Raw genomic sequence first — 20694 nt, forward strand, 5'->3', positions numbered from 1 at the left:
GTGAGGGCACCGGCGTCGCGCAGAAGCGGCGATCCGTGGCACAGGCGGTGATGTAGACGTTCTTCTGCGGCGAGTCATTGCGGGAAGCCGCTCTTGTGCGAGCGCCTCTCCACACTCCCTGCTGGAGCCCCGACGATGTCGCACCCCGCCGTTACGATTGGGTCGTGGTTACCGCCCTCTATCGCCGCTACCGGCCTGAGACCTTCGCCGAGATGATCGGCCAGTCGCAGGTGACCGAGCCGCTGATGACGGCGCTGCGCACGAACCGTGTGAACCACGCGTACCTCTTCTCCGGGCCTCGCGGCTGCGGCAAGACCACGAGCGCCCGCATCCTCGCCCGCTGCCTGAACTGCGCAGAGGGCCCGACCGACACGCCCTGCGGAACGTGCCCGAGCTGTGTCGAGCTCGGCCGCGGCGGCCAGGGCTCGCTCGACGTCGTCGAGATCGACGCGGCGAGCCACAACGGCGTCGACGATGCGCGCGACATCCGTGAGCGCGCGGTGTTCGCGCCGGCCCGCGACCGCTACAAGATCTTCATCCTCGACGAGGCGCACATGGTGACCTCTGCGGGCTTCAACGCCCTGCTCAAGATCGTCGAAGAGCCGCCGGAGCACGTGAAGTTCATCTTCGCGACGACCGAGCCCGAGAAGGTCATCGGCACGATCCGCTCGCGCACCCACCACTATCCGTTCCGGCTGGTGCCGCCGGCGATGATGCTCGACTACGTCCAGAAGCTCACCGCCGAAGAGGGCATGAACGTCGCCCCCGGCGTGCTTCCCCTCGTGGTGCGGGCGGGCGGCGGCTCGCCGCGTGACACGCTGTCGCTGCTCGACCAGCTCATCGCGGGCTCCGAAGGCGACGAGATCGGCTACGAGCGGGCGGTCGCGCTGCTCGGCTACACCCACTCCGCGCTGCTCGACGAGATCGTCGAGGCGATGGCCGCGCGCGACTCGTCGACGGCGTTCGCGGCGATCGACCGGGTCATCCAGACCGGGCAGGACCCGCGCCGCTTCGTGGAAGACCTGCTCGAGCGACTGCGCGACCTCATCATCATCGCCGCGGCGGGTCCCGACAAGGCGGCGGCCGTGCTGCGCGGCACCCCGGCCGACGAGCTCGAGCGCATGGGCGCCGAGGCCCGCGCCTTCGGCTCGGCCGAGCTGTCACGCATCGCCGACATCGTGAACGCTGCGCTCACCGAGATGTCCGGCGCCACCTCGCCGCGCCTGCACCTCGAGCTGATGATCGCCCGCGCGCTGATTCCCACAGCCGACGAGGCGGGTTCGATGGCACGCGTCGAGCGCCTCGAACGGCGAGTGGGTGTGACGGATGCGTCGACCAAGGCCCCCGCGCCTGCACCTCCGGTCGCTGAGCCTGCGCCGCAGCGCGACGACGACCCGGCGGCTCGTCGCGCAGCGGGCGCCGAGCGGGCCATGCCCGCGAGGGACGGCTCCGCCGATGGTTTCGAGACGACCGCTGCGCGGGGTCCGGGGCCGTCGGCGGCACCCGGCGGCTGGGCGACCCCGGGGGTCACCGGCGTCGATGAAGAGGCGCCCGTCGCTGCGGCGGAATCCGCCCCACGCGAGCCCGGCTCGCTCGGTGCACCAGGTGCAGCAGCCCACGCGGTCGCCGCGCAGAAGCCCGACGCGCAGCCGCAGGTCGCCCCGAAGCCGGTCGGGCCCGTCACCCTGCAGCTCGTGAAAGATGCCTGGCCGCAGGTCCTCGATGCGGTCAAGGCGGTGAAGTCGACGGCGTGGCTCGTCGTCGCGACCGCGACGGTGCGGAAGTTCGAGAACGACGTGCTGACGCTGACGTTCCCGAGCGAGAACGACATCGCGAGCTTCCGCCCGCAGGCCGGTCAGACCCAGAACGTCAGCGATGTGCTGCGCGAGTCGATCCAGAAGATTCTGGGCGTGCGGGTGAAGTTCGTGGCGAAGACCGCGACGGATTTCGCGCAGAGCCTGAAGGCCGAGGGCTTCGGGGTCACGCCGTCCGCGGCGCCGGCCCCTTCCGCGCCGGCACCCGCCCCAGCTGCGACGTCCATGGCGCCGACCGCTCCGCGGCAGAGCGAAGCGCCGCGTCGAGAGGCCGCGCCGCGAGACGTCGTCGAGGCGGGTGCTGTCGGTGCTCCTCAGCAGTCGGAGTCCGGGACCCCGCGGCTGACTGCTGTCCCGCCGCAGCCGAAAGATGCCACCCCGGTCACCACTTGGGCGACCGTCGCGATTCCCGGTGGCGGTTCGGCTGCTGCGGCGCCGAAGCCGGCCGAAGCCCCTGCCGTCGAAGAGCGGCCGAAGCTCCAAGCGGTGCCGCCCCTCCCGAAGGAGAGCACGGCCGAGGCATCCGTCGCCCCTGCCGTCGATGATGAAGGCTGGTCGACGGTCGCGCCGAGCGATGACGACGCGCCGAGCTTTGACGAAGACCCGGATGCTTCGCCGATCGCGGCTCCGACCTCCGATGGCCGAGCAGCGCCGCAGGCGCGTGTTGAGACCCCTCCGGTGCCCAAGGCCTTCGATACGCCGACTGCGCCGGCCACTCAACCGCCGGTGAAGGCGGAAGCGGCGGGTCCGCGCAAGGGGCCCAGCTTCTCGACCGACCCTCGCGAGCACAGCTCGCCCGGCCCGCAGCGCTACGGCGAGGCCGTCGTGCGCGAGATCTTGAACGCGCGGTTCATCGAAGAGCAGCAGCTGCCTGACGGCAACGGGGGCCGCTGATGTATGAGGGAATCGTCCAGGACCTCATCGACGAGCTCGGCCGCCTGCCCGGCATCGGGCCGAAGTCGGCCCAGCGCATCGCGTTCCACATTCTGCAGACCGAGTCGTTCGACGTGACCAAGCTCGCCGAGACGCTGCTCGCGGTGCGCGACAAAGTTCGGTTCTGCGAGCAGTGCGGCAACGTCTCCGAACAGGACCTCTGCTCGATCTGCCGCGACCCGCGCCGAAGCCAGAACCTGATCTGCGTGGTCGAAGAGGCGAAGGACGTCGTCGCGATCGAGCGCACCCGCGAGTTCCGCGGGCTGTACCACGTGCTCGGCGGCGCGATCAGCCCGATCGACGGCATCGGGCCCGACGACCTGCGCATCCGCCAGCTCATGCAGCGGCTCGCCGACGGCACCGTCGAAGAGGTCATCATCGCCACAGACCCGAACCTCGAGGGCGAAGCGACGGCGACCTACCTGAGCCGGCTGCTGAAGTCGCTCGAGATCAAGGTGAGCCGCCTCGCCTCGGGTCTGCCGGTCGGCGGCGACCTCGAGTACGCCGACGAGGTCACCCTCGGCCGCGCTTTCGAGGGCCGTCGCGTCGTAGTGGGCTGAAAGCCCGCGTTCGGCTGACCTCAGCCGACGACGAAACGTGTCTCCGCTGCCGCGCACGAGACCAGGCGCATGTCACCGCTGCCTCCCGCGCCGGCGTCATGACAGGGCACGTACTCACCATCGCCCACGAGCACGGACGCCTCTCCGGCGGGAAAATCGTTGGGGATCGTCAGCGAGATCGCGAACGATCCGTCACGGTGGACGGATGCCGTACCGCTCACCCTCGCGGCCGATCCATCGCCCGGCACGACCGTGACCTCGAACCCCGTCCCGTCGGGCAGGTCCCGCGCGCAATGTGCTGAGCCCGAGGTGATGGTGATCGTCTGCCCGACGGCCGCAGGCGTCGGCGAGACCACTGGGTGCGCCAGCCCACAACCCCACTTCTCGGCCGGGTCGTTGCCGCCGCCGGTCTTGATCGAATGCGTGACGGATGCCGCGATGAAGACGGCCGCGAAGACGACGACGATCGGGATCACGATTCGTACAAAACGCCCAGACTTGGGCCGTTGGGAGTCGGGGCGATGCGTCCAGCCCATGTCGAGAGCATCCCTCGCAGGCGGCGCCCGCACCAGGCATCCGCCATCACCGATCGGTCACGATCGCGCCGTCGTCGTCGCGCCGGCAGCGGGCCACCAGGCCGCTGGCGCGTAGGAACCGGCCCTATTCCGCGCGACCGGCCCTACGGATTTCCCTGAAACGTAGGAACAACCGCGCGTCTTGCGGCCGGTTCCTACGCGCGCGCTGCGAGGGCGGTGGGTACGGGCGCACGGTGCGGCGACGTCCACGCGTGCACTGCGCCTACGCGCGGCGCGCGGCGCGCGGCGGCGCGGAAGCGCTCACAGCGCCCCGACGATCGTCGCGGCCAGCCGGTCGCCGACCAGAGGGCCCATCGTGAGCCCCGCCGCCCCGAACCCGGCGTTCACCCAGACGGGAACCGAGCCGCCGGAGTCGACCCGCGACACCCGCGGCAGCTGGTCGTGCGGCAGCGGCAGCGGCCGCAGCCCGACCCGCGTCTCAAGAACCTCGGCGTTCGCGAGCCCCGGCGCGGCCACGAGCGCGGCCCTCAGCACCTCCTGCATGCCGAACGCCGTCGCGCGCGTGTCGAAGCCGCTGCCGAACTCCCGCGTCGCACCCGCGACGATGCGGCCGCCGTCGAACGCGAGCAGGTAGTGCGACGAGTTCGTCCGCTGCGCGACCGGCCACGAGGATGTGTCCGCGTCGACGCGGAAGTGGATGATCTGCCCCTTCTGCGGCTCGACCGGCACCGAGAAGTCGAGCGGCGCGAGCACCAGGTTCGTCCACGCGCCGGCCGCGACCACGATCGCGTCGGCCTCGAGCAACTCGTCGTCGACAGAGACTCGGATGCTGGTGCCCGCTGCGTGCAGCACACCGGTCCCTTCGCGCAGCACCCCGCCGAGGCTCGTCACCGCGGAGAGCAGGCCGGCCCGCAGCATCCGCCCGTCGACCCGGCCGCCGCCCGGAATCCAGAGCGCCGAATGCGTCGGGTCGAGCAGCGGGAAGCGCGTGCGCGCCTCGCCCTGATCGAGGCGCTGCACCTCGCCCATCTCGGCGCCATCGGCATCCACGGCAGACGCCCGAGCGGCCAGCCGCGCCTCGACCTCGTCGAGCTCGGCCGAGTCGGCCGAGAGCACGAGCGCTCCGGGGCGGCGATAACCGATGTCGGAGACCCCGTGCGCGGCGAGCGCCGAGATGAACGACGGGTAGAACGCGGCGCCGTCGGCGTAGAGGCGGTAGAACTCGCCCTCACGGGACACGGACCATGGCTGGATGATGCCCGCACCGGCATCCGTCGCCCGCCCCGGCAGATCGGCGTCGACGACCGTCACGGCAGCGCCGCGTCGAGCCAAAGCGAACGCTGTCGCGGCCCCCGCGACGCCCGACCCCAGAACCACGACCCGCGAAGCGCCCATGGCGTCACGCTAGCCCTGACGAAACCCGCCCGAAACCCGCCGTAGAATAGACGGAACCCCAAATCACACCCGAGCCCAGAACACTCCAGGAGAGCCCGTGGCGCTGATCGTGCAGAAGTTCGGCGGCAGCTCCGTCGCCGATGCCGAGAGTATCAAGCGCGTTGCCAAGCGCATCGTCGAAACGCGCAAGGCGGGCAACGAGGTCGTCGTGGCCGTGAGCGCGATGGGCGATTCGACCGACGAGCTCATCGACCTGGCTCACCAGGTGACGCCGATGCCAGAGCCGCGCGAGCTCGACATCCTGCTCACGAGCGGCGAGCGCATCTCGATGGCGCTGCTCGCGATGGCGATCGGCACGATGGGGTACGACGCCCGCAGCTTCACGGGCTATCAGGCCGGCATGATCACCGACAACCGCTTCGGCGCGGCGCGCATCATCGACGTGACGCCGAGCCGTATCCGCGAGGCGCTCGACGACGGCGCGATCGCGATCGTCGCCGGGTTCCAGGGCTTCAACACCGAGACCGGTGACACGACGACGCTCGGCCGCGGCGGCAGCGACACCACGGCGGTGGCGCTCGCGGCGGCGCTGAACGCGAACGTGTGCGAGATCTACACCGACGTCGACGGCATCTTCACGTCTGACCCGCGCATCGTGCCGCTCGCGAAGAAGATCGACACGATCTCGAGCGAAGAGATGCTCGAGCTCGCCGCCGCCGGCGCGAAGGTGCTGCACATCCGCGCCGTCGAATACGCGCGCCGCCACGGCGTGACGTTGCACGTGCGATCCTCGTTCAACAACAACGAGGGAACCCTGGTGGTCAATGAGACCGCCGCCGAGACCGCCGAGCGCTTCAAGCGCGAAATGCAGGAGAACGGAAAAGTGGAAGAGCCCATCATCTCCGGTGTCGCCACCGATCTGACCGAGGCCAAGATCACCGTCGTCGGCGTGCCCGACGTGCTCGGCAAGGCCGCGGCGATCTTCGACACGGTCGCGAAGCAGAGCGCCAACGTCGACATGATCGTGCAGAACGTGTCGGCCGCCGCGACGGGGCTGACCGACATCTCCTTCACGCTTCCGAAGGCCGACGGGCAGAAGGTACTGCAGGCGCTGCGCGCCGAGCAGGACCTGATCGGATTCCAGTCGCTGCAGTACGACGACCAGATCGGCAAGCTCGCGCTGGTCGGCGCGGGAATGCGCACCAACACCGGCGTCTCCGCCCACCTGTTCCGGTCCCTGGCCGAGGCCGGCATCAACATCGGCATGATCTCGACCTCCGAGATCCGCATCTCCGTCGTCACCCGCGCCGACGTGCTCGCCGAGGCCGCACGCGTGGTGCACACCGCCTTCGGCCTCGACGGCTCGGACACCGCCGTCGTCTACGCCGGCACCGGAAGGTAAGAACATGAGCAACGGATTCCACGTCGCAGTCGTCGGCGCCACCGGTCAGGTCGGCGCGGTCATGCGCCGCCTTCTCGCCGAGCGGGACTTCCCGATCGCGAGCATCCGCTTCTTCGCGACCGCGCGTTCGGCCGGCACGACCCTCGAGTTCAAGGGCGAGCAGATCGTCGTCGAAGACGTCGAGACCGCCGACCCGAGCGGCATCGACATCGCGCTGTTCTCGGCGGGAGCCACGGGTTCGCGCGCTGCGGCGCCCCGCTTCGCCGCGGCCGGCGCGTTGGTCATCGACAACTCGAGCGCCTGGCGCATGGACCCCGAGGTTCCCCTCATCGTCTCCGAGGTGAACCCGCACGCCCTCGACCAGGCTGTGAAGGGCATCATCGCGAACCCGAACTGCACGACCATGGCGATCATGCCCGTGCTCAAGGTGCTCGACCGCGAGGCCGGCCTGCGACGCCTCATCGTCTCGACGTACCAGGCCGTTTCCGGCTCCGGTCTCAAGGGCGCCGAAGAGCTCGCGACCCAGGCGCGTGCGGCCGTGGCATCCGATCGCCTGCTCGAGCTCGTGCATGACGGCGCGGCCGTCGAGCTGCCCGAGGCGCAGATCTACAAGCGGCCGATCGCGTTCGACGTGATTCCGTTCGCGGGCAACCTCGTCGACGACGGTCTGAACGAGACCGACGAAGAGAAGAAGCTGCGCAACGAGAGCCGCAAGATCCTCGAGCTGCCGGGCCTGCTCGTGTCGGGCACCTGCGTGCGCGTGCCGGTGTTCACGGGCCACTCGCTGTCGGTCAACGCGGAATTCGAGCGTCCGCTCAGCCCCGAGCGTGCGACCGAGTTGCTGGCGGATGCCGCGGGCGTCGTTCTCTCCGACATCCCGACGCCGCTTCAGGCCGCCGGTCAGGACCCGTCGTTCGTCGGCCGCATCCGCGCCGATGAGGGCGCGCCCGAGGGCCGCGGCCTCGCGTTCTTCGTCTCGAACGACAACCTGCGCAAGGGCGCGGCGTTGAACGCGGTCCAGATTGCCGAGCTGATCGCAGCGCGAAGGGCCGTCGCAACCGTCTAGATAGGATGAACGGGTGAGCGACAAACCCCCCGTTGATGTGGTCTTGATTGGCGGCGGCATCATGTCCGCCACCCTCGGAACCTTCCTCAAGCGGGTGAGGCCCGACTGGTCGATCGTGATCCTCGAGCGCCTCGGGGCGGTCGCCGAAGAGAGCTCGAACCCGTGGAACAACGCGGGCACGGGCCACAGCGCGCTGTGCGAGCTCAACTACATGCCCCACCCGGACGACCCGACGAAGGCCTTGCAGATCAACGAGCAGTTCCAGCAGAGCCGCCAGTTCTGGGCGCAGCTCGTGGAAGAGGGGGTGCTGGGGCAGGCATCCGACTTCATCAATCCCGCGCCGCACATGACGTTCGTGCGCAAGCCGAGCGATATCGAGTATCTGCGCATGCGGCACGAGACGCTGACGAAGCACGTGCTGTTCGAAGAGCTCGAGTACAGCGAGGACCGCGACGTGGTCAAGACCTGGGCGCCGCTGTTGATGCGCGGGCGCAACAGGTACGAGCAGTTCGCGGCGACGCGGTCGATCGCGGGCACCGATGTGAACTTCGGCACTCTCACCAAGCGGCTCATCGACAACCTCGTCGCGGGGGGCGCCGAGCTGAAGCTGAACTCAGAGGTGCGCGGCGTGAAGAAGCGCGGCGGACTGTGGCGAGTCAAGGTGCGGCAGCTCGTCGAGCAGCGCACGAGCACGATCGACGCGAAGTTCGTCTTCGTCGGGGCGGGCGGCTGGGCGCTCAAGGTGCTGCAGGCCTCGGGGATTCCGGAGGCGAAGGGCTTCGGCACCTTCCCGATCTCCGGCCAGTTCTACAAGACGACGAACCCCGAGGTCGTCGGTCAGCACGCTGTGAAGGTGTACTCGCAGGCCGAGGCGGGCGCGCCGCCGATGAGCGTGCCGCACCTCGACAAGCGCGTGGTCGACGGGCAGGCGTCGCTGCTGTTCGGGCCGTACGCGGGCGCCGACCCCAAGTTCCTCAAGTACGGCAGCGTGCTCGACCTGCCCGCGGGCCTGCGGGCGTCGAACATCGGGCCGTACCTCAACGTCGCCAAAGACAACCTGGTCTTGCTGCGCTACCTGATCAGCCAGCTGCTGCTCACCCGCAAGGGCAAGTTCGCCGAGCTGCGCAAGTTCATGCCGACGGCGCAGCCGGGGGACTGGGAGCTGATCACCGCGGGTCAGCGCGCGCAGGTGATCAAGAAGGATGCCAAGAAGGGCGGCGTGCTGCAGTTCGGCACCGAGGTGATCGCGCATGAGGACGGCACGATCGTCGGCCTGCTCGGCGCCTCGCCGGGGGCCTCGACGGCGGTGTCGATCATGCTCGACGTGCTCGCGAAGTGCTTCCCGAGCGAGTATGCGGGGGAGTGGCAGAGCGAGCTCAAGACGCTGATCCCGACGCTCGGCCAGCAGCTCGACACCGACCCCGAGCTCGCGCGCGCCACGATGCAGCGCACGGCAGGCGTGCTGGGGCTGCCCAAGTAGCCCACCCGCTGGTTGAGGAGCACGGCTCTGCCGCGCGTCTCGAAACCATCGGTACCTTGTCTTCATGAGGTTCGAGGACCGCGTCGTCATCGTCAGCGGCGGTGCGAATGGCATCGGCAGGGCAACGGCCGAGCGGATGCTTGACGAGGGCGCCTTCGTCGCCGTTCTCGACCGCGAGCCCGAGGTCGCGCGCGACTGGCTCGACTGGCGCGCCGACTCCGACCGCGCAGCGGTCTTCGGCTGCGACGTGCTCGATGCGACATCCGTCGATCGTGCGGTCGCCGACGCCCGCGCGCGCTTCGGCCGCATCGATGTGCTCGCAGGGGTCGCCGGTGGCGATCAACCGGTCGCCGACGGGCTCGATGAGGCGCACTGGCAGGCCACGGTCGACCTCAACCTGCATGCGCAGGTGCGGCTCATCCGCGCGTGCCGTGCCGCGCTGATCGAGACGCGCGGGGCGATCGTGCTCGTGAGCTCGGTGAACGGGGTCGCGGCATACGGCGAGCCGGCGTATGCGGCCGCAAAGGCCGGCCTGTCGCTGCTTGCGCGCAACCTCGCCGTCGAGCTGGGGCCTGCCGGGGTGCGGATCAACGTGGTCGCGCCCGGCACGGTGCGCACGCGGGTCTGGGCCGGCCAAGACGGTGGGGCGGATGCCATGGTGAAGCTCTACCCGCTCGGCCGCGTCGGCGAGCCGTCCGACATCGCGGCGGCGATCGCGTTCCTCGCCTCTGACGACGCGTCGTGGATCACGGGGGTGACCCTGCCTGTCGACGGCGGCTCGCTCACCGGGCCGCTTGCGCTGCTGCAGGGGCCGATCTGGGGCGTCGCCGAAGCCGACTGACGAGTTATACACATGTTCGAAACTAGGTGGAGAACAGATCGAATCGGTGTTCTAATTGGTGGATGCGGTGGGAGAAGCAAGAACTCGGGGTCGAGACCGATGAGGCGCTGCCGGGCCTCGCGAAGCTGAACAATCTGGTGCGCACAGTGCGCACGCCGGAATTCGATGGCATCGTCTTCCACGAGATCCTGGCGAAATCGGCGCTGAACCAGGTCCCGGGCGCTTCGAAGGTGATGCCCTACGCGTGGACGATCAACCCCTATAGAGGATGCATTCATGCTTGCATCTATTGCTTCGCGAGGCCAACGCACAAGTATCTCGAGCTCAATGTGGGGCGCGACTTCGACTCGCAGATCATCGTCAAGGTCAACGTCGCCGAGGTGCTGCGGCGCGAGCTCGCGCGGCCGAAGTGGCAGGCGAGCAGGCATCCGGTCGCCCTCGGCACCAATACCGACCCGTATCAGCGCGCGGAAGGGCGCTACAAGCTGATGCCCGAGATCATCGGGGCGTTGACCGAGGCGCGGACTCCGTTCTCGATCCTGACGAAGGGCACGCTGCTGCGGCGCGATCTGCCGCTGCTGAAGGAGGCGTCGGAGCGCGTGCCTGTCGACCTCGCGATGTCGATCGCGATCTACGACGACGAGCTGCAGCAGTCGGTCGAGCCCGGCACGCCGCGCGCGAAGGAGCGGCTCGCCACTGTCACCGCCGTGCGCAACGCGGGGCTCGACTGCAGCGTGTTCATGATGCCGATCCTGCCGTTCCTCACCGATACGACCGAGCACCTCGACTACGCGCTCAGCCAGGTGAAGGCGTCGGGCGCGAACTCCGTGCTCTACACGGCGCTGCACCTCAAGCCGGGCGTGAAGGAGTGGTTCACTTTCTGGCTCGAGCGCGAGCACCCCGAACTGATAGGGAAGTACGCCGAGCTGTACCAGGGCCGCACCTACGCCCCGAAGGAGTACCGCCAGTGGCTCGCCCGCCGCATCAAGCCGCTGATCGCGAAGCACGGTCTCACGCGTGGCCGTGAAGACCTGGTCACCGGCGGCGTCGAGTCGTCGGCGCTCGCGGCGAGCGATGCGATCGACGGCGCGCCGATCCAAAGGCGCGGTCGTGCGACCCGCATCGACGCGGACGGCGAGCGGCACAGACCCCTGGTCTTCTTCGAAGAGACGGATGCGGCAACGCTCGCCCCTGAGCCCACCCTGTTCTGAGCCCGTTTTGGACGCGCCACCCCAGCCCGCGGGCCGAGGCCACGCGCCGGCATCCGCACTAAACGCTCTCGTAGATCCCATCGAGGCGGGCGCGGGCGATGACGTGGCTGCGCATCGCGTGCAGGGCATCGTCGAGGGCGAACCCCGGGGCGAGCGACATCGGCCGATCGATGGCGAACAACTGGAACACGTAGGCGTGCGGCCCATGCGAGCGCGGTGGTAGCGGGCCGGCCCAGCCGAGACGGCCGAATGCGCCCTTGCCGTGCACGATGCCGTGAATCGGGCTGGGGTTCGCGAGCGCCCCCTCGGGCAGGCCGCCGAGCGCAGGGTCGATGCCGACCGAGAGCGCATGCGTCGCGGGCTTCCCCATCGGAACATCGGGGTCCTGCACGATCAGCACGAGCTCGATCGTGTCGGCGGGCGGCTCGGTCCACGCGAGAGCGGGCGACACGTTGGGGCCGAACATCTTGCCGCGGAACCGCTCGGGGATCCGCCCGCCGTGTTCGAACTCGGGACTCGTCAGGGCGAAGCCCTCGGGCGCGTTCACGTCGGAGCGGGCCCAGACGAGCGTGTGGTGGCCGGCGTGCCGGTTGCGCAGCGCGTAGCCGATGGGGTTGGCAGCCATGGGCTCAGTCTGTCCGTTCTTGGCTGGTAGTGCGCGTTGAACTTCACAGGCCGACGGGGTCGACGTACCCGGCGATGTACTGTCGCATGCCGGGGGCGTAGTCACCGGCATGCGACTGGCCTGCCGTGAATGCGGAGAGCCGCACGAGCTGGGCGCCCCCGCGGCCATCGCCCCAGTCGCCGTTGACGATCGTGATCGCGGTCGGCGACACCGCCACGACGATGCCGACGTGCGAGATGGCGTGGGTTTGAGCGAGGGTGCCCGAGGCTGCGGCTGAGGCGACCGGGGCCGACAGTGCGAACACTGCGGCATCGCCGACGCGCGGCCCGCTGGCATGGTAGCTGCCGTGCTGCACGCCGTACGCGAAGAAGCTGCCGGCCCAGCCGTCGAGGCCGCCGATCGGGGCGCCCGACGATGCCCAGGTCCACGCGGCGAACTCCGCGCACCAGGCGCCGGGCAGTGCGCTGCTGTCGGCGAAGTCGCGCCCGTCGAGCGTGTTCGGACCGTTCAGCCCGCGGCCGAGCTGCGCGAGCGCGAGCGTCGCGATCGCGGCGCCCATCGGCGTCGGAGGGTCGGCCGGGTCGCCGACGGTGACTCCGGCGAGCGGCTGGAACTGCGTCTGACCGCCGCCGTTGGCGAATGCCGCGCCGGGGAGCTGCACGAAGAACGCCGCGACGCACGCGGCGAACGCGATCACGACGGCGCGAGCCGGGCTTCTCAGCGCTGACAAGCTCAGTTCGCGTCGTCCGGGGTGGAGGACTTCAGTGTGGCGCGGGGCCATGGCGTGAATATACGACGATTGCTCGACTTTCGCGTACCCCCGTGTCGGGGTGTTCGCGGCGCATCTTTACTGCCCGCCATACGATGAACGAATGGCCAAACTGTATTTCCGCTATGGGGCGATGAACAGCGGCAAGAGCACTGCGCTGCTCCAGGCGGCGTTCAACTATGAGGAGCGGGGCCACAACGTCCTGATCGCGAAGCCCGCCCTCGACACCAAGGGCGACGACCAGGTCGTCAGCCGCCTGGGCCTCACGCGCACGGTCGATTTCACCGTCGATTCGAGTGCCGACATCTACCTGACCTTCCAGCAGCACCGCAGCCATATCCTCAACACGCGTGGCCGCGACGTGAGCGCGCTCCTCATCGACGAGGCTCAGTTCTTCACGGAGGCGCAGATCGACGACCTGCTGCGCATCGCGCTGCTTGAGGATGTGCCGGTGCTCGCGTACGGCATCCGCACCGACTTCCAGACGGTGGCGTTCCCGGGCAGCCGGCGCCTGCTCGAGGTCGCGCATGCGATCGAGGAGTTGAAGACGATCTGCCGGTGCGGCCGCAAGGCGATCTTCAACGCGCGCGTCATCGACGGCGAGTACGTGTTCGACGGGGCACAGGTCGCCATCGACGAGGGCGCCCAGCTGCAGGCATCCGTCACCTATGAATCGCTCTGCGGTCTCTGCTATCTGCAGGAGTCGCATGGCACGCTCAACAACGGTCGCCGGCACTGGCCGGGTGGCGCGGCGCCGGCGTACGCCGACGCGCCCGATGCCGACTTCATGTAGGAGCGCATTCTATAGACGATCGACCGGATGCCTGGCCGACAGCCCCACTTCTGGGTGAGCGATTTCGAGCAAAACCCCTGAACTGGGCGCATTTCCGGTATTGACCGGCCAGGGGAGGGTTTGGCTGAATAGACCGGGCGGTACACCGCCCGTTCACCCCGCCAGTTCCAGGAGCCCCATGCCGTTCAAAAAACATGTGGAGGTATACCTCGGCCGAGACGGTCAGCGCATCGAAGTGTCGTGCGCGTGCCCGATCGGGCGGGACCACGACTATGCGCGCTGGGTCGAACTCGTCGGCGGCGAACGGTACAAGGGCATCGAGGAATCGGCTGGCTGATACCGCCGCCGGTTATCCTTTGTCGCCAAGGAGGGCGTCAAGGTGACAGAGCGTGAAGAACACGACCGGGTCGCGTCGCTGATCTATCTCGCATTGTCTGAGAACCGGCACGACGACGCCGTCGACATCGCCGAGGCCAACTGGCCGGTGCTCATCAGCAACAATGTGGCCGTGCTGCGCGCGGTCGCCGATCAGCTGTCACCCGCTGAGCTCGCGAGCCGACCGGCGTGGGATCGCATTCGCCGGTACCTCGGCTTCGTCATGCTCGATTCGTCGCTGCGCCCCGGCGCCTACGTCGAGACGGCGCTGCCCCACCCCCCGCGCTCCCTCGCAGACACGTTGCTGACGCTCACCACGCGCGGCATCGCGGCGCGCACCGCCGGCCGCTTTGGAGAGGCGGTGCAGCTTGCGCGCACTGCTCTCGAGCGGCTCGCCGAGGCGCGTGAGCCGGAGCGCGACGCGGTGCAGCATCGCTTGGCCGACGGCTACCTGCAGTGGGGGCTGTCGTTCGAGTTCGCGGTGCTCGAGACCGAGGCTCTCAGCACGCTCGAGCGCGCCTACGAGCTCGGGATCGCGTTCGAGAACACGCGAGCTGCGGCGGATGCCGCGGGCGAGATCGCCTGGATCCACACGCTCGGCGGCGGTGGCGTCCACGCAGACCGGTGGGTCGAGCGCGCACAGGCGCTGGTGGCGTCGAGTCGCTCGTCACAGGCGTGGCGCCGCACCGACATGATCGCGGCGGCGGTGCGCCTGGCCGACCGACTTCAGCCCGACGCGGCGCTCGAGATGCTGGCGCAGCGGCCGGACGGGTCGGTCGACGAGCACCGCCTGATCGCCCTCGCGCAGACGGCGATCTTTCGACTCTCGGCGGGGCGCTCGAGCACCACGGTGCTGCTGTCCGAGCTTCAGCGCGCGCAGGCGTCGGATTCTCAGCTGTTCGTCGAGGGCAACCACAACGTCACGACGTTCGGCTACATCGAGGCCCTCGTCCACCTGTACGCCGACCGGCCCGACCGCTCGATCGATCTGCTCACCCAGCTTCAGGGCGTCGAGCGAGGGGCCTGGGCGCTCGGCGTGCGGGCGGCGGCCGAGCTCGCCGTCGGCAACGACGCGCTGGCGCAGCGCGACGCAGACACCGTCATCTCGGAGTACCCGAAGTGGCCCCGCCAGCTGATTCCCGCCCTGCTCGTGAAGGCGGCCGTGGCACTGCAGGCCGGCGAGACGACGACCGCGGTGTCAGCGTTCACGGACGCCTGCCTTCTCGCCATCGACAACTCGCTCGTCTCGTCGCTCGTCGTGATTCCGCATGCCGACTTCGCGCAGCTGCTGCAGCTCGCGGGCGAGCGGCTCAGCGATCCTCAGCTCGACGGGATGGCCCGCATGCCGCTGATGTTCGCGCCGGCGCGGCGCACCGCGGTGAAGCTGTCGCCCCGCGAGCTCAGCGTGCTGCGCGAGCTCGCGTACGGCGGGTCGCTGGCCGAGGTGGCGGCGCGTCTGCACCTGTCGGTGAACACCTTGAAGGTGCACAACCAGGCGATCTACCGCAAGCTCGGGGTCGACGGCCGCGAGCAGGCGGTCACGCTCGCTCGCGACCGCGGGCTGATCTAGGTTTCGGCGAGGGCTAGGCGGATTCCGCGCTCTGGCGTTCCTTCGCCCGCTTGCGCCTGCGGTCGATGAGGCCGGACACAACGTTCCACAGGGCATACCCGATCAGCAGGGCGGCGGCGGCGGGAATCATCCAGCCGCGGTGCACGCCGCTGACCGCCGAGTTCACCCACCCCATGAGCGGAACCGAGTACCAGAGCTTCGCAACCACCTGCTTCGACTGCACGGGCGCGTCGGCCGTGTTGTTCGCGTCGCCCTTGACGGTGAACACGCGGCTGCCGTCAGTGCCCGAGGTGATCGCGATCACGCGGTGCGAGATGACGGTGGATGCGTCGTTTGGGTTCGGCTCATACGTGACGACGTCGCCGATACGGATGTCCGCCGGCTTCACCGGCCGCACGACGAGCAGTGTGCCCGGCGGCAGATGAGGCCGCATTGACCCGGTCAGCACGGTGAGCGGAGTCGCTCCTGTCGCGTGCGGAATGATGACGGTCACGGCGGCGATGCCGATGATGATGGCAAGGATGCCGGCGCTGATCCCGGTCCCGAGCGCGCGCCAGAATCCGCCGCGCTTTGCGGCGGGCGTAGTGGCGTCGTTCGTTGTGACCTCGACCGATGCTGTGACGATGGTCATGCGGTCGTCCTCTCGCACGCTCATGGTGCCGGCAGGGGGATTCTGGCGGTGAGCACCACCGTCATCCCGTTCGTGATCTCGAGCGGCGTGTGCTGCTGTGCGATCGACCAGTTCAGAGTTCCATCCGAGCCCAGGGTCGCCGGGGCCTGGTCGGTCGACAAGTCGGAGCCGTACGCCTTCCAGTTGTAGGCGCTTGCGCTCGCCAGTGATTGTTGTTGGGCACTGCTCAGTCCGCTGTTTGCGAGCAGGCCTTTCCAGTCGATGGAGAACGAGTAGCCGATGTAGAAGTGGGGATACAGACCCGTGAGCTTCACGTAGAGGCACACCACTGCGCCGTTGCCGCCCGCAGGGATGGATGAGGTGAGCAGGCCGCTGCCAGCGGGCATTGCCGGGTTCTGCGTCAGGTCCTTCGTAGGGTCGGCATTCTGGTCAGGGCACCCGGCCAGAACAGGCTGGGCGACCGAGAAGGTACCTGCGCCGGGATTGAGCGACTGGGGGGTGTTGCCAATGTTGAGGCAGAGGTGCACCTGCGTGGTCAGTGGCGGCTGGCCTGGGGGTGGCGCTGGGATGGGCGTGTTCCACACATAGCTGTTGAAGCCGTCGGAGCCTTTGGCGTCGTTCCACACCTGCTGGTTGAAGGTGGTCGCTGAGCCCTTGTGGATCCCGCCGATCGTGTAGACGCCGACGCCGGATTGCGGCTTCGCGAGAATCCTCGCGGTCTGGTAGCTCGATTGTGCGAACATTGCGTCGGTCAGAGCGGTTCTGTTGAACGGGGCGACCGAGTTGTCGAGCTGGAAGCTCCAGTCGCCGCTCGCAGTGGTCTGCCCGGTGACGGTGATGACCATGCAGGTGTATTGCTGATTCTTGATCGTTCCGGTCGTCGAATCGATGTTCGTCGTCGCCGTGGTTCCCCAATCGGGGTCCTTCTGCGGCATCGTGATGCTCACGTCCGAGAGGTTCGACCCAGACGGCAATGAGACGCCGACTTGCCCTGGCGTCACCGTCTGCGGATCGGTGGATGCAAGAGTGGCCAGCGTGAAGCTCGCGGCCGCAACCGCGCCGGTCGAGAAGTTGTAATCGTTTCCCGTGACGGTCACGACTGGGGAGAGCGTCAGGCTCGGATTGCTGTTGGCGTCAGTGGCCGAGATGCTGGACTGAATGCAGTAGCTCGCGTCGGCCGCTGCTGCGAGCGCACTCTGGTTGGCGAGCCAGTTGGGCATTGTCGCCCACGTCGCGGAGATCACTCCCGTCGACGGCATGCTGGCACAGGACCCTGGCCATATTTTCACGGAGACCTTGGACGCGAGGGTCTGCGAGCCGTTGCCGCCGGGAATCGCCGTCGACGCCGTGAGGGTGCGCAGCGGCAGGGTCGACGAGTTGTGCACGGTGACCTGTGCCGACGAGGTGAGGATGCCGCTGGATGAGTAGTTTGCAGAGAGCTTGTCGAATCCGCTCAGCGTCAATCCGACGTTGCCGGCGCTGATGCTGGCGTTCACGGTGTCGCCGCTCGTCCATTGGGCGACGGCGCTGCTCGCCACACCGACGAGCGCGGCCACCATCGCGGCGGCGGCCGCGATCATGACGCGTCGACGCAGTCGGATCATGATGCTGCCTGCGTTCCGGTGAGGGTCAAAGTGAAAGGGGCCGTTTGGCCCTGGGCCGCGTTCGGCGCCGTCGCCGGCAGAGTGAGCAGCAGGCAGAGGCTCTGTGTCGCCCCCGCGGCCACATGCGTGATGTCGATGGGGGCAGGCGAGGCGAGCGGAGTGTTCGCGGTCCCCGAAGCGCTCGAACAGCTCGCCTCGGTGGGCACCGCGACCACGCCGGCTGACAGCGCGTTGGTCAGGTCGTTCGCCTGCGTTGAAAGAGTGATCGTCGCACTCAAGGTGACCGGTGTTGTTCCGGTGTTCTTCACCGTGAATGAGGATGCGGCGGTGTCGCCGGGGCCGATCGCGTTTGAGACTGGTCCAAGGGCGTAGCTTGACGCGAAGGTCGGGTTTGCGCCTTTGCCCACCACGATGGTCGTCGAGCCGGTTGTGATCGTCGCGCCCGAAACGGTCGCCGAGGAATTCCAGGCTGCATAAGTGCCACCAGTGCCAGCGAACCCGACGATTATGCCGGTCGAGACCAGTGCAATGAACCAAAGGGTCGGCAGCAGGCGGCGGCGGGTACGTCGTGCGCCTGCATCGCTTTGCTTTACTGCCATCGCCCGTCCTGATGACGATTTGAAAAGAGAAGGGGTGCCGGACCGGAATCTCGGTCCGGCACCAGGTAGTACCGAGTGCGCTACCCGAACCGAATACCGCGGAGCCGTATTCGGTTCGGGTGGGCCATATCGCTAGGCGGTCTTCTCGATCTGCGTCAGCGTGATGTCAATCGGGTTGAGGCTGATGCTGGCCCCCTGGCCGTCTGCAAGCGTGTTCTCGGTGTCATCGCCGAACGGGAAGTCCACCTCGATGACCACGGTGGCAATGATGTCGCTGCCGGTCGCATCGAACGAGTAGACCCCGTTGTCATCGGTGATGCCGGTTCCGGTGACCTTAAGGACGGAGGCGGTCACAGTGCCGGTGGCGCCCTTGTTCCCGAGGGTCGCTCCGAGCGTGGTGGGATCGACGCCGATCTTCGCAGCGAGGTTGTCGCCGGTCGCGGCGATCGTCGCGGTCGCCTTGTAGTAGAGGGTGTCGCCCGGGACAGCATGGAAGTTGGCGGTGTCGACCCCGCTGGTCAATGAGCTGTCGCTGTACCAGCCGTCGGCCGTCGCAGCGTCGATGGAGAGGTGGCCGGTCTGAACGCCGGTCCCCGGTGTTGCGGTTTTGCTGCTGTTCCACGCGGCGAAGGTGCCCGCCCCGCCGAGGAGCAGAGCGATACCTGCGGCGCCCGCGACGGCGCCCTTGATGAGCTTGTTCATGGTTCGGGTGTGCTTTCCTGTTCGGAATCCGCGTCCGAGCGCGCGAAAGCGCAGCGGTCTGGCCGCGGAGTATTGGGTCGGGTCCCGCCGCGCGCGTACCCGGGCCTTCGGGTGGCCCAGGTCCGGTGCACTCGTGCGTTCGGGTTGCGTGAGTGCTGCGCGACTTCCGAAAGAATCTCAGCGCGAGACTGATCGGTCTGCCCTGGTTGCACGAAATAATCCCGTCACTAATCCCGGCGAGCCGGAAATTACCCCTGCTCGCGTGACGACCTCGAGCCCCGGCAACTGAACCGGTTCACTAATCGCAACGACGAATGCATCGATCCGGCGGGGTGATCGCCGTGCACAAAAGCGGAAATGTTGGCGCCGCGGGCGCCGCTGTGGCGTTTCCGGGGCCATATTGAGCAGAGTTGCCGCTTTTGTGAGAGCCCCCGGCCGCGACCTGCGGCCAGCGTCTGCCCCACAACCCAGCGCCGCGCCACACACTGCCCTCCACGTTGCGGCCTCCCGAGCGTAGGCTCGAATCGATATGACTCTGAAGCTGGGTTACAAGGCATCTGCTGAGCAGTTCGGTGCGCGCGAACTGGTTGAGCTCACCGTCGAGGCTGAGGCGCACGGCATGGAGAGTGCGTTCATCTCCGATCACTTCCAGCCGTGGCGGCACGAGGGCGGTCATGCCCCCTTCGCGCTGACTTGGCTGGCCGCGGCCGGCGAGCGCACCAGCACGATCACCCTCGGCACGAGCGTGATGACCCCGCACTACCGATACAACCCGGCGGTGATCGCGCAGGCGTTCGGCAGCCTCGGCGTCCTCTACCCGGGCCGCATCATCCTCGGTGTCGGCACCGGCGAGGCGCTCAACGAGGTGGCGACCGGCTGGCAGGGCGCCGGCGAGCAGGGCTGGCCCGACTTCAAGGAACGGTTCGCGCGCCTGCGGGAATCAGTCCGCCTGATCCGCGCGCTGTGGAACGGCGAGCGCGTGAGCTTCGAGGGGGAGTACTACTCGACCCACGACGCGAGCATCTACGACAAGCCCGAGGCGCCGATCCCGGTGTACATCGCGGCCGGCGGCCCGACGGTGGCCCGCTACGTGGGCCGCGCCGCCGACGGTTTCATCTGCACCAGCGGCAAGGGCCGGGCTCTCTATGAAGACGAGCTTGTGCCGGCGGTTGCCGAAGGCGCAGAGGCGGCGAACAGGCAGGCATCCGCCATCGATCACACCATCGAGATCAAGCTGAGCTACGACCGCGACGCCGAACTGGCGCTCGAGAACACGCGCTTCTGGGCCCCGCTGTCGCTCAGCAAAGAGCAGAAGCACGACATCAAGGACCCGGTCGAGATGGAGAAGGCGGCGGATGCCTTGCCGATCGAGCAGGTCGCGCAGCGCTGGATCGTGGGCAGCGACCCCGAGAAGGTCGTCTCAGACATCAAGCAGTACGTCGACTGGGGCTTCACCCACCTCGTCTTCCACGCCCCCGGCCACGACCAGCGCCGCTTCCTGACCCAGTTCGAAGAAGACCTCGCGCCGCTCCTGCGCGCTCTCTGAACGGTCACAGGTGGCCCCATACGCGACCAACGGGGAAGGCTGAGACACCCGAAGTCTGAACGCCTCCTGATTAGTTCCCCGATGCCGGCTGCAAGAACGGCGGTTTGGGACGAAAGACCGACGCCTCTGGCGAGCGGAGTATGTCTCAATTAAAGAGGGCGCCGCGACCCGACTCGGCCCACACCCGCGTGGCGTCTCTTCTTCGCCCGATTCGTGCCTGCCCGGCACACGCATACCCATTG

Annotated in this window: 19 protein-coding genes; 11 read left to right on the forward strand and 8 right to left on the reverse strand. The window is 68.3% G+C overall.

Annotation, left to right across the window (positions count from 1 at the left end):
- Positions 1-164 precede the first annotated feature (164 nt).
- Positions 165-2708 (forward strand): DNA polymerase III subunit gamma and tau, encoded by a 2544-nt coding sequence (locus tag D7I44_RS11845; protein WP_120789681.1) that lies wholly within the window; start codon positions 165-167, stop codon positions 2706-2708.
- A complete protein-coding gene (gene recR / locus D7I44_RS11850) occupies positions 2708-3307 on the forward strand; it encodes a recombination mediator RecR (RefSeq protein WP_120789682.1) in 600 nt (199 codons plus the stop codon). The genes D7I44_RS11845 and recR overlap by 1 nt, the downstream gene beginning before the upstream one ends.
- Before the next feature lie 20 nt (positions 3308-3327).
- On the opposite strand, the gene D7I44_RS11855 is transcribed toward recR, so the two are convergent.
- Both D7I44_RS11855 and D7I44_RS11860 read right to left on the reverse strand, forming a co-directional pair.
- A complete protein-coding gene (locus D7I44_RS11855; RefSeq protein WP_120789683.1) occupies positions 3328-3783 on the reverse strand; it encodes a hypothetical protein in 456 nt (151 codons plus the stop codon).
- A gap of 360 nt (positions 3784-4143) precedes the next feature.
- Positions 4144-5238 carry an NAD(P)/FAD-dependent oxidoreductase gene (locus D7I44_RS11860; RefSeq protein WP_120789684.1) on the reverse strand — a complete coding sequence of 365 codons (1095 nt, stop codon included), beginning with the start codon at positions 5236-5238 and terminating at the stop codon, positions 4144-4146.
- A 97-nt stretch (positions 5239-5335) separates the two neighbouring features.
- Here D7I44_RS11860 and D7I44_RS11865 point away from each other — a divergent pair, with 97 nt between their 5' ends.
- From D7I44_RS11865 to D7I44_RS11885, 5 genes are all read left to right on the forward strand, one after another.
- Positions 5336-6640 (forward strand): aspartate kinase, encoded by a 1305-nt coding sequence (locus D7I44_RS11865; RefSeq protein WP_120789685.1) that lies wholly within the window; start codon positions 5336-5338, stop codon positions 6638-6640.
- A gap of 4 nt (positions 6641-6644) precedes the next feature.
- Positions 6645-7706: an aspartate-semialdehyde dehydrogenase gene (locus tag D7I44_RS11870; protein WP_120789686.1), complete on the forward strand. Its 1062-nt coding sequence runs from the start codon at positions 6645-6647 to the stop codon at positions 7704-7706.
- A gap of 61 nt (positions 7707-7767) precedes the next feature.
- Positions 7768-9186: a malate dehydrogenase (quinone) gene (gene mqo, locus D7I44_RS11875; protein ID WP_245980311.1), complete on the forward strand. Its 1419-nt coding sequence runs from the start codon at positions 7768-7770 to the stop codon at positions 9184-9186.
- 64 nt (positions 9187-9250) lie between these two features.
- Positions 9251-10027 (forward strand): SDR family NAD(P)-dependent oxidoreductase, encoded by a 777-nt coding sequence (locus D7I44_RS11880; RefSeq protein WP_120789688.1) that lies wholly within the window; start codon positions 9251-9253, stop codon positions 10025-10027.
- 62 nt (positions 10028-10089) lie between these two features.
- Positions 10090-11238 (forward strand): Rv2578c family radical SAM protein, encoded by a 1149-nt coding sequence (locus D7I44_RS11885; RefSeq protein ID WP_120789689.1) that lies wholly within the window; start codon positions 10090-10092, stop codon positions 11236-11238.
- 58 nt (positions 11239-11296) lie between these two features.
- Here the strand turns inward: D7I44_RS11885 and D7I44_RS11890 are convergent, their stop codons facing one another.
- On the reverse strand, positions 11297-11863 hold the full coding sequence (locus D7I44_RS11890) for a YbhB/YbcL family Raf kinase inhibitor-like protein (RefSeq protein ID WP_162940241.1): 567 nt from the start codon (positions 11861-11863) through the stop codon (positions 11297-11299).
- A 43-nt stretch (positions 11864-11906) separates the two neighbouring features.
- The gene (locus D7I44_RS11895; RefSeq protein WP_162940242.1) at positions 11907-12593 is read right to left on the reverse strand and encodes a CHAP domain-containing protein; all 687 of its coding nucleotides are present in this window, start codon (positions 12591-12593) and stop codon (positions 11907-11909) included.
- Positions 12594-12735: 142 nt separating this feature from the next.
- On the opposite strand from D7I44_RS11895, the gene D7I44_RS11900 reads away from it, so the two are divergent.
- From D7I44_RS11900 to D7I44_RS11905, 3 genes are all read left to right on the forward strand, one after another.
- On the forward strand, positions 12736-13425 hold the full coding sequence (locus D7I44_RS11900; protein ID WP_120789692.1) for a thymidine kinase: 690 nt from the start codon (positions 12736-12738) through the stop codon (positions 13423-13425).
- Between the two features lie 178 nt (positions 13426-13603).
- Entirely contained in the window at positions 13604-13762 is a 159-nt protein-coding gene (locus tag D7I44_RS18225) for a hypothetical protein (RefSeq protein ID WP_162940243.1), read from the forward strand.
- 42 nt (positions 13763-13804) lie between these two features.
- Positions 13805-15370, forward strand: a complete 1566-nt coding sequence (locus D7I44_RS11905) for a response regulator transcription factor (protein WP_120789693.1) — start codon at positions 13805-13807, stop codon at positions 15368-15370.
- Positions 15371-15383: 13 nt separating this feature from the next.
- On the opposite strand, the gene D7I44_RS11910 is transcribed toward D7I44_RS11905, so the two are convergent.
- From D7I44_RS11910 to D7I44_RS11925, 4 genes are all read right to left on the reverse strand, one after another.
- Positions 15384-16001 (reverse strand): signal peptidase I, encoded by a 618-nt coding sequence (locus D7I44_RS11910; protein WP_162940244.1) that lies wholly within the window; start codon positions 15999-16001, stop codon positions 15384-15386.
- A gap of 20 nt (positions 16002-16021) precedes the next feature.
- A complete protein-coding gene (locus tag D7I44_RS11915) occupies positions 16022-17605 on the reverse strand; it encodes a hypothetical protein (RefSeq protein ID WP_162940245.1) in 1584 nt (527 codons plus the stop codon).
- Entirely contained in the window at positions 17602-18204 is a 603-nt protein-coding gene (locus D7I44_RS11920; RefSeq protein ID WP_120789696.1) for a SipW-dependent-type signal peptide-containing protein, read from the reverse strand. Before D7I44_RS11920 ends, D7I44_RS11915 begins: the two co-directional genes overlap by 4 nt.
- Before the next feature lie 132 nt (positions 18205-18336).
- Entirely contained in the window at positions 18337-18906 is a 570-nt protein-coding gene (locus D7I44_RS11925; protein WP_120789697.1) for an alternate-type signal peptide domain-containing protein, read from the reverse strand.
- 529 nt (positions 18907-19435) lie between these two features.
- Between D7I44_RS11925 and fgd the strand changes: the two genes are divergently transcribed.
- Positions 19436-20452 (forward strand): glucose-6-phosphate dehydrogenase (coenzyme-F420), encoded by a 1017-nt coding sequence (gene fgd / locus D7I44_RS11930; RefSeq protein WP_120789698.1) that lies wholly within the window; start codon positions 19436-19438, stop codon positions 20450-20452.
- Positions 20453-20694 lie beyond the last annotated feature (242 nt).

The organism is Gryllotalpicola protaetiae, from assembly GCF_003627055.1.
Taxonomy (GTDB): domain Bacteria; phylum Actinomycetota; class Actinomycetes; order Actinomycetales; family Microbacteriaceae; genus Gryllotalpicola; species Gryllotalpicola protaetiae.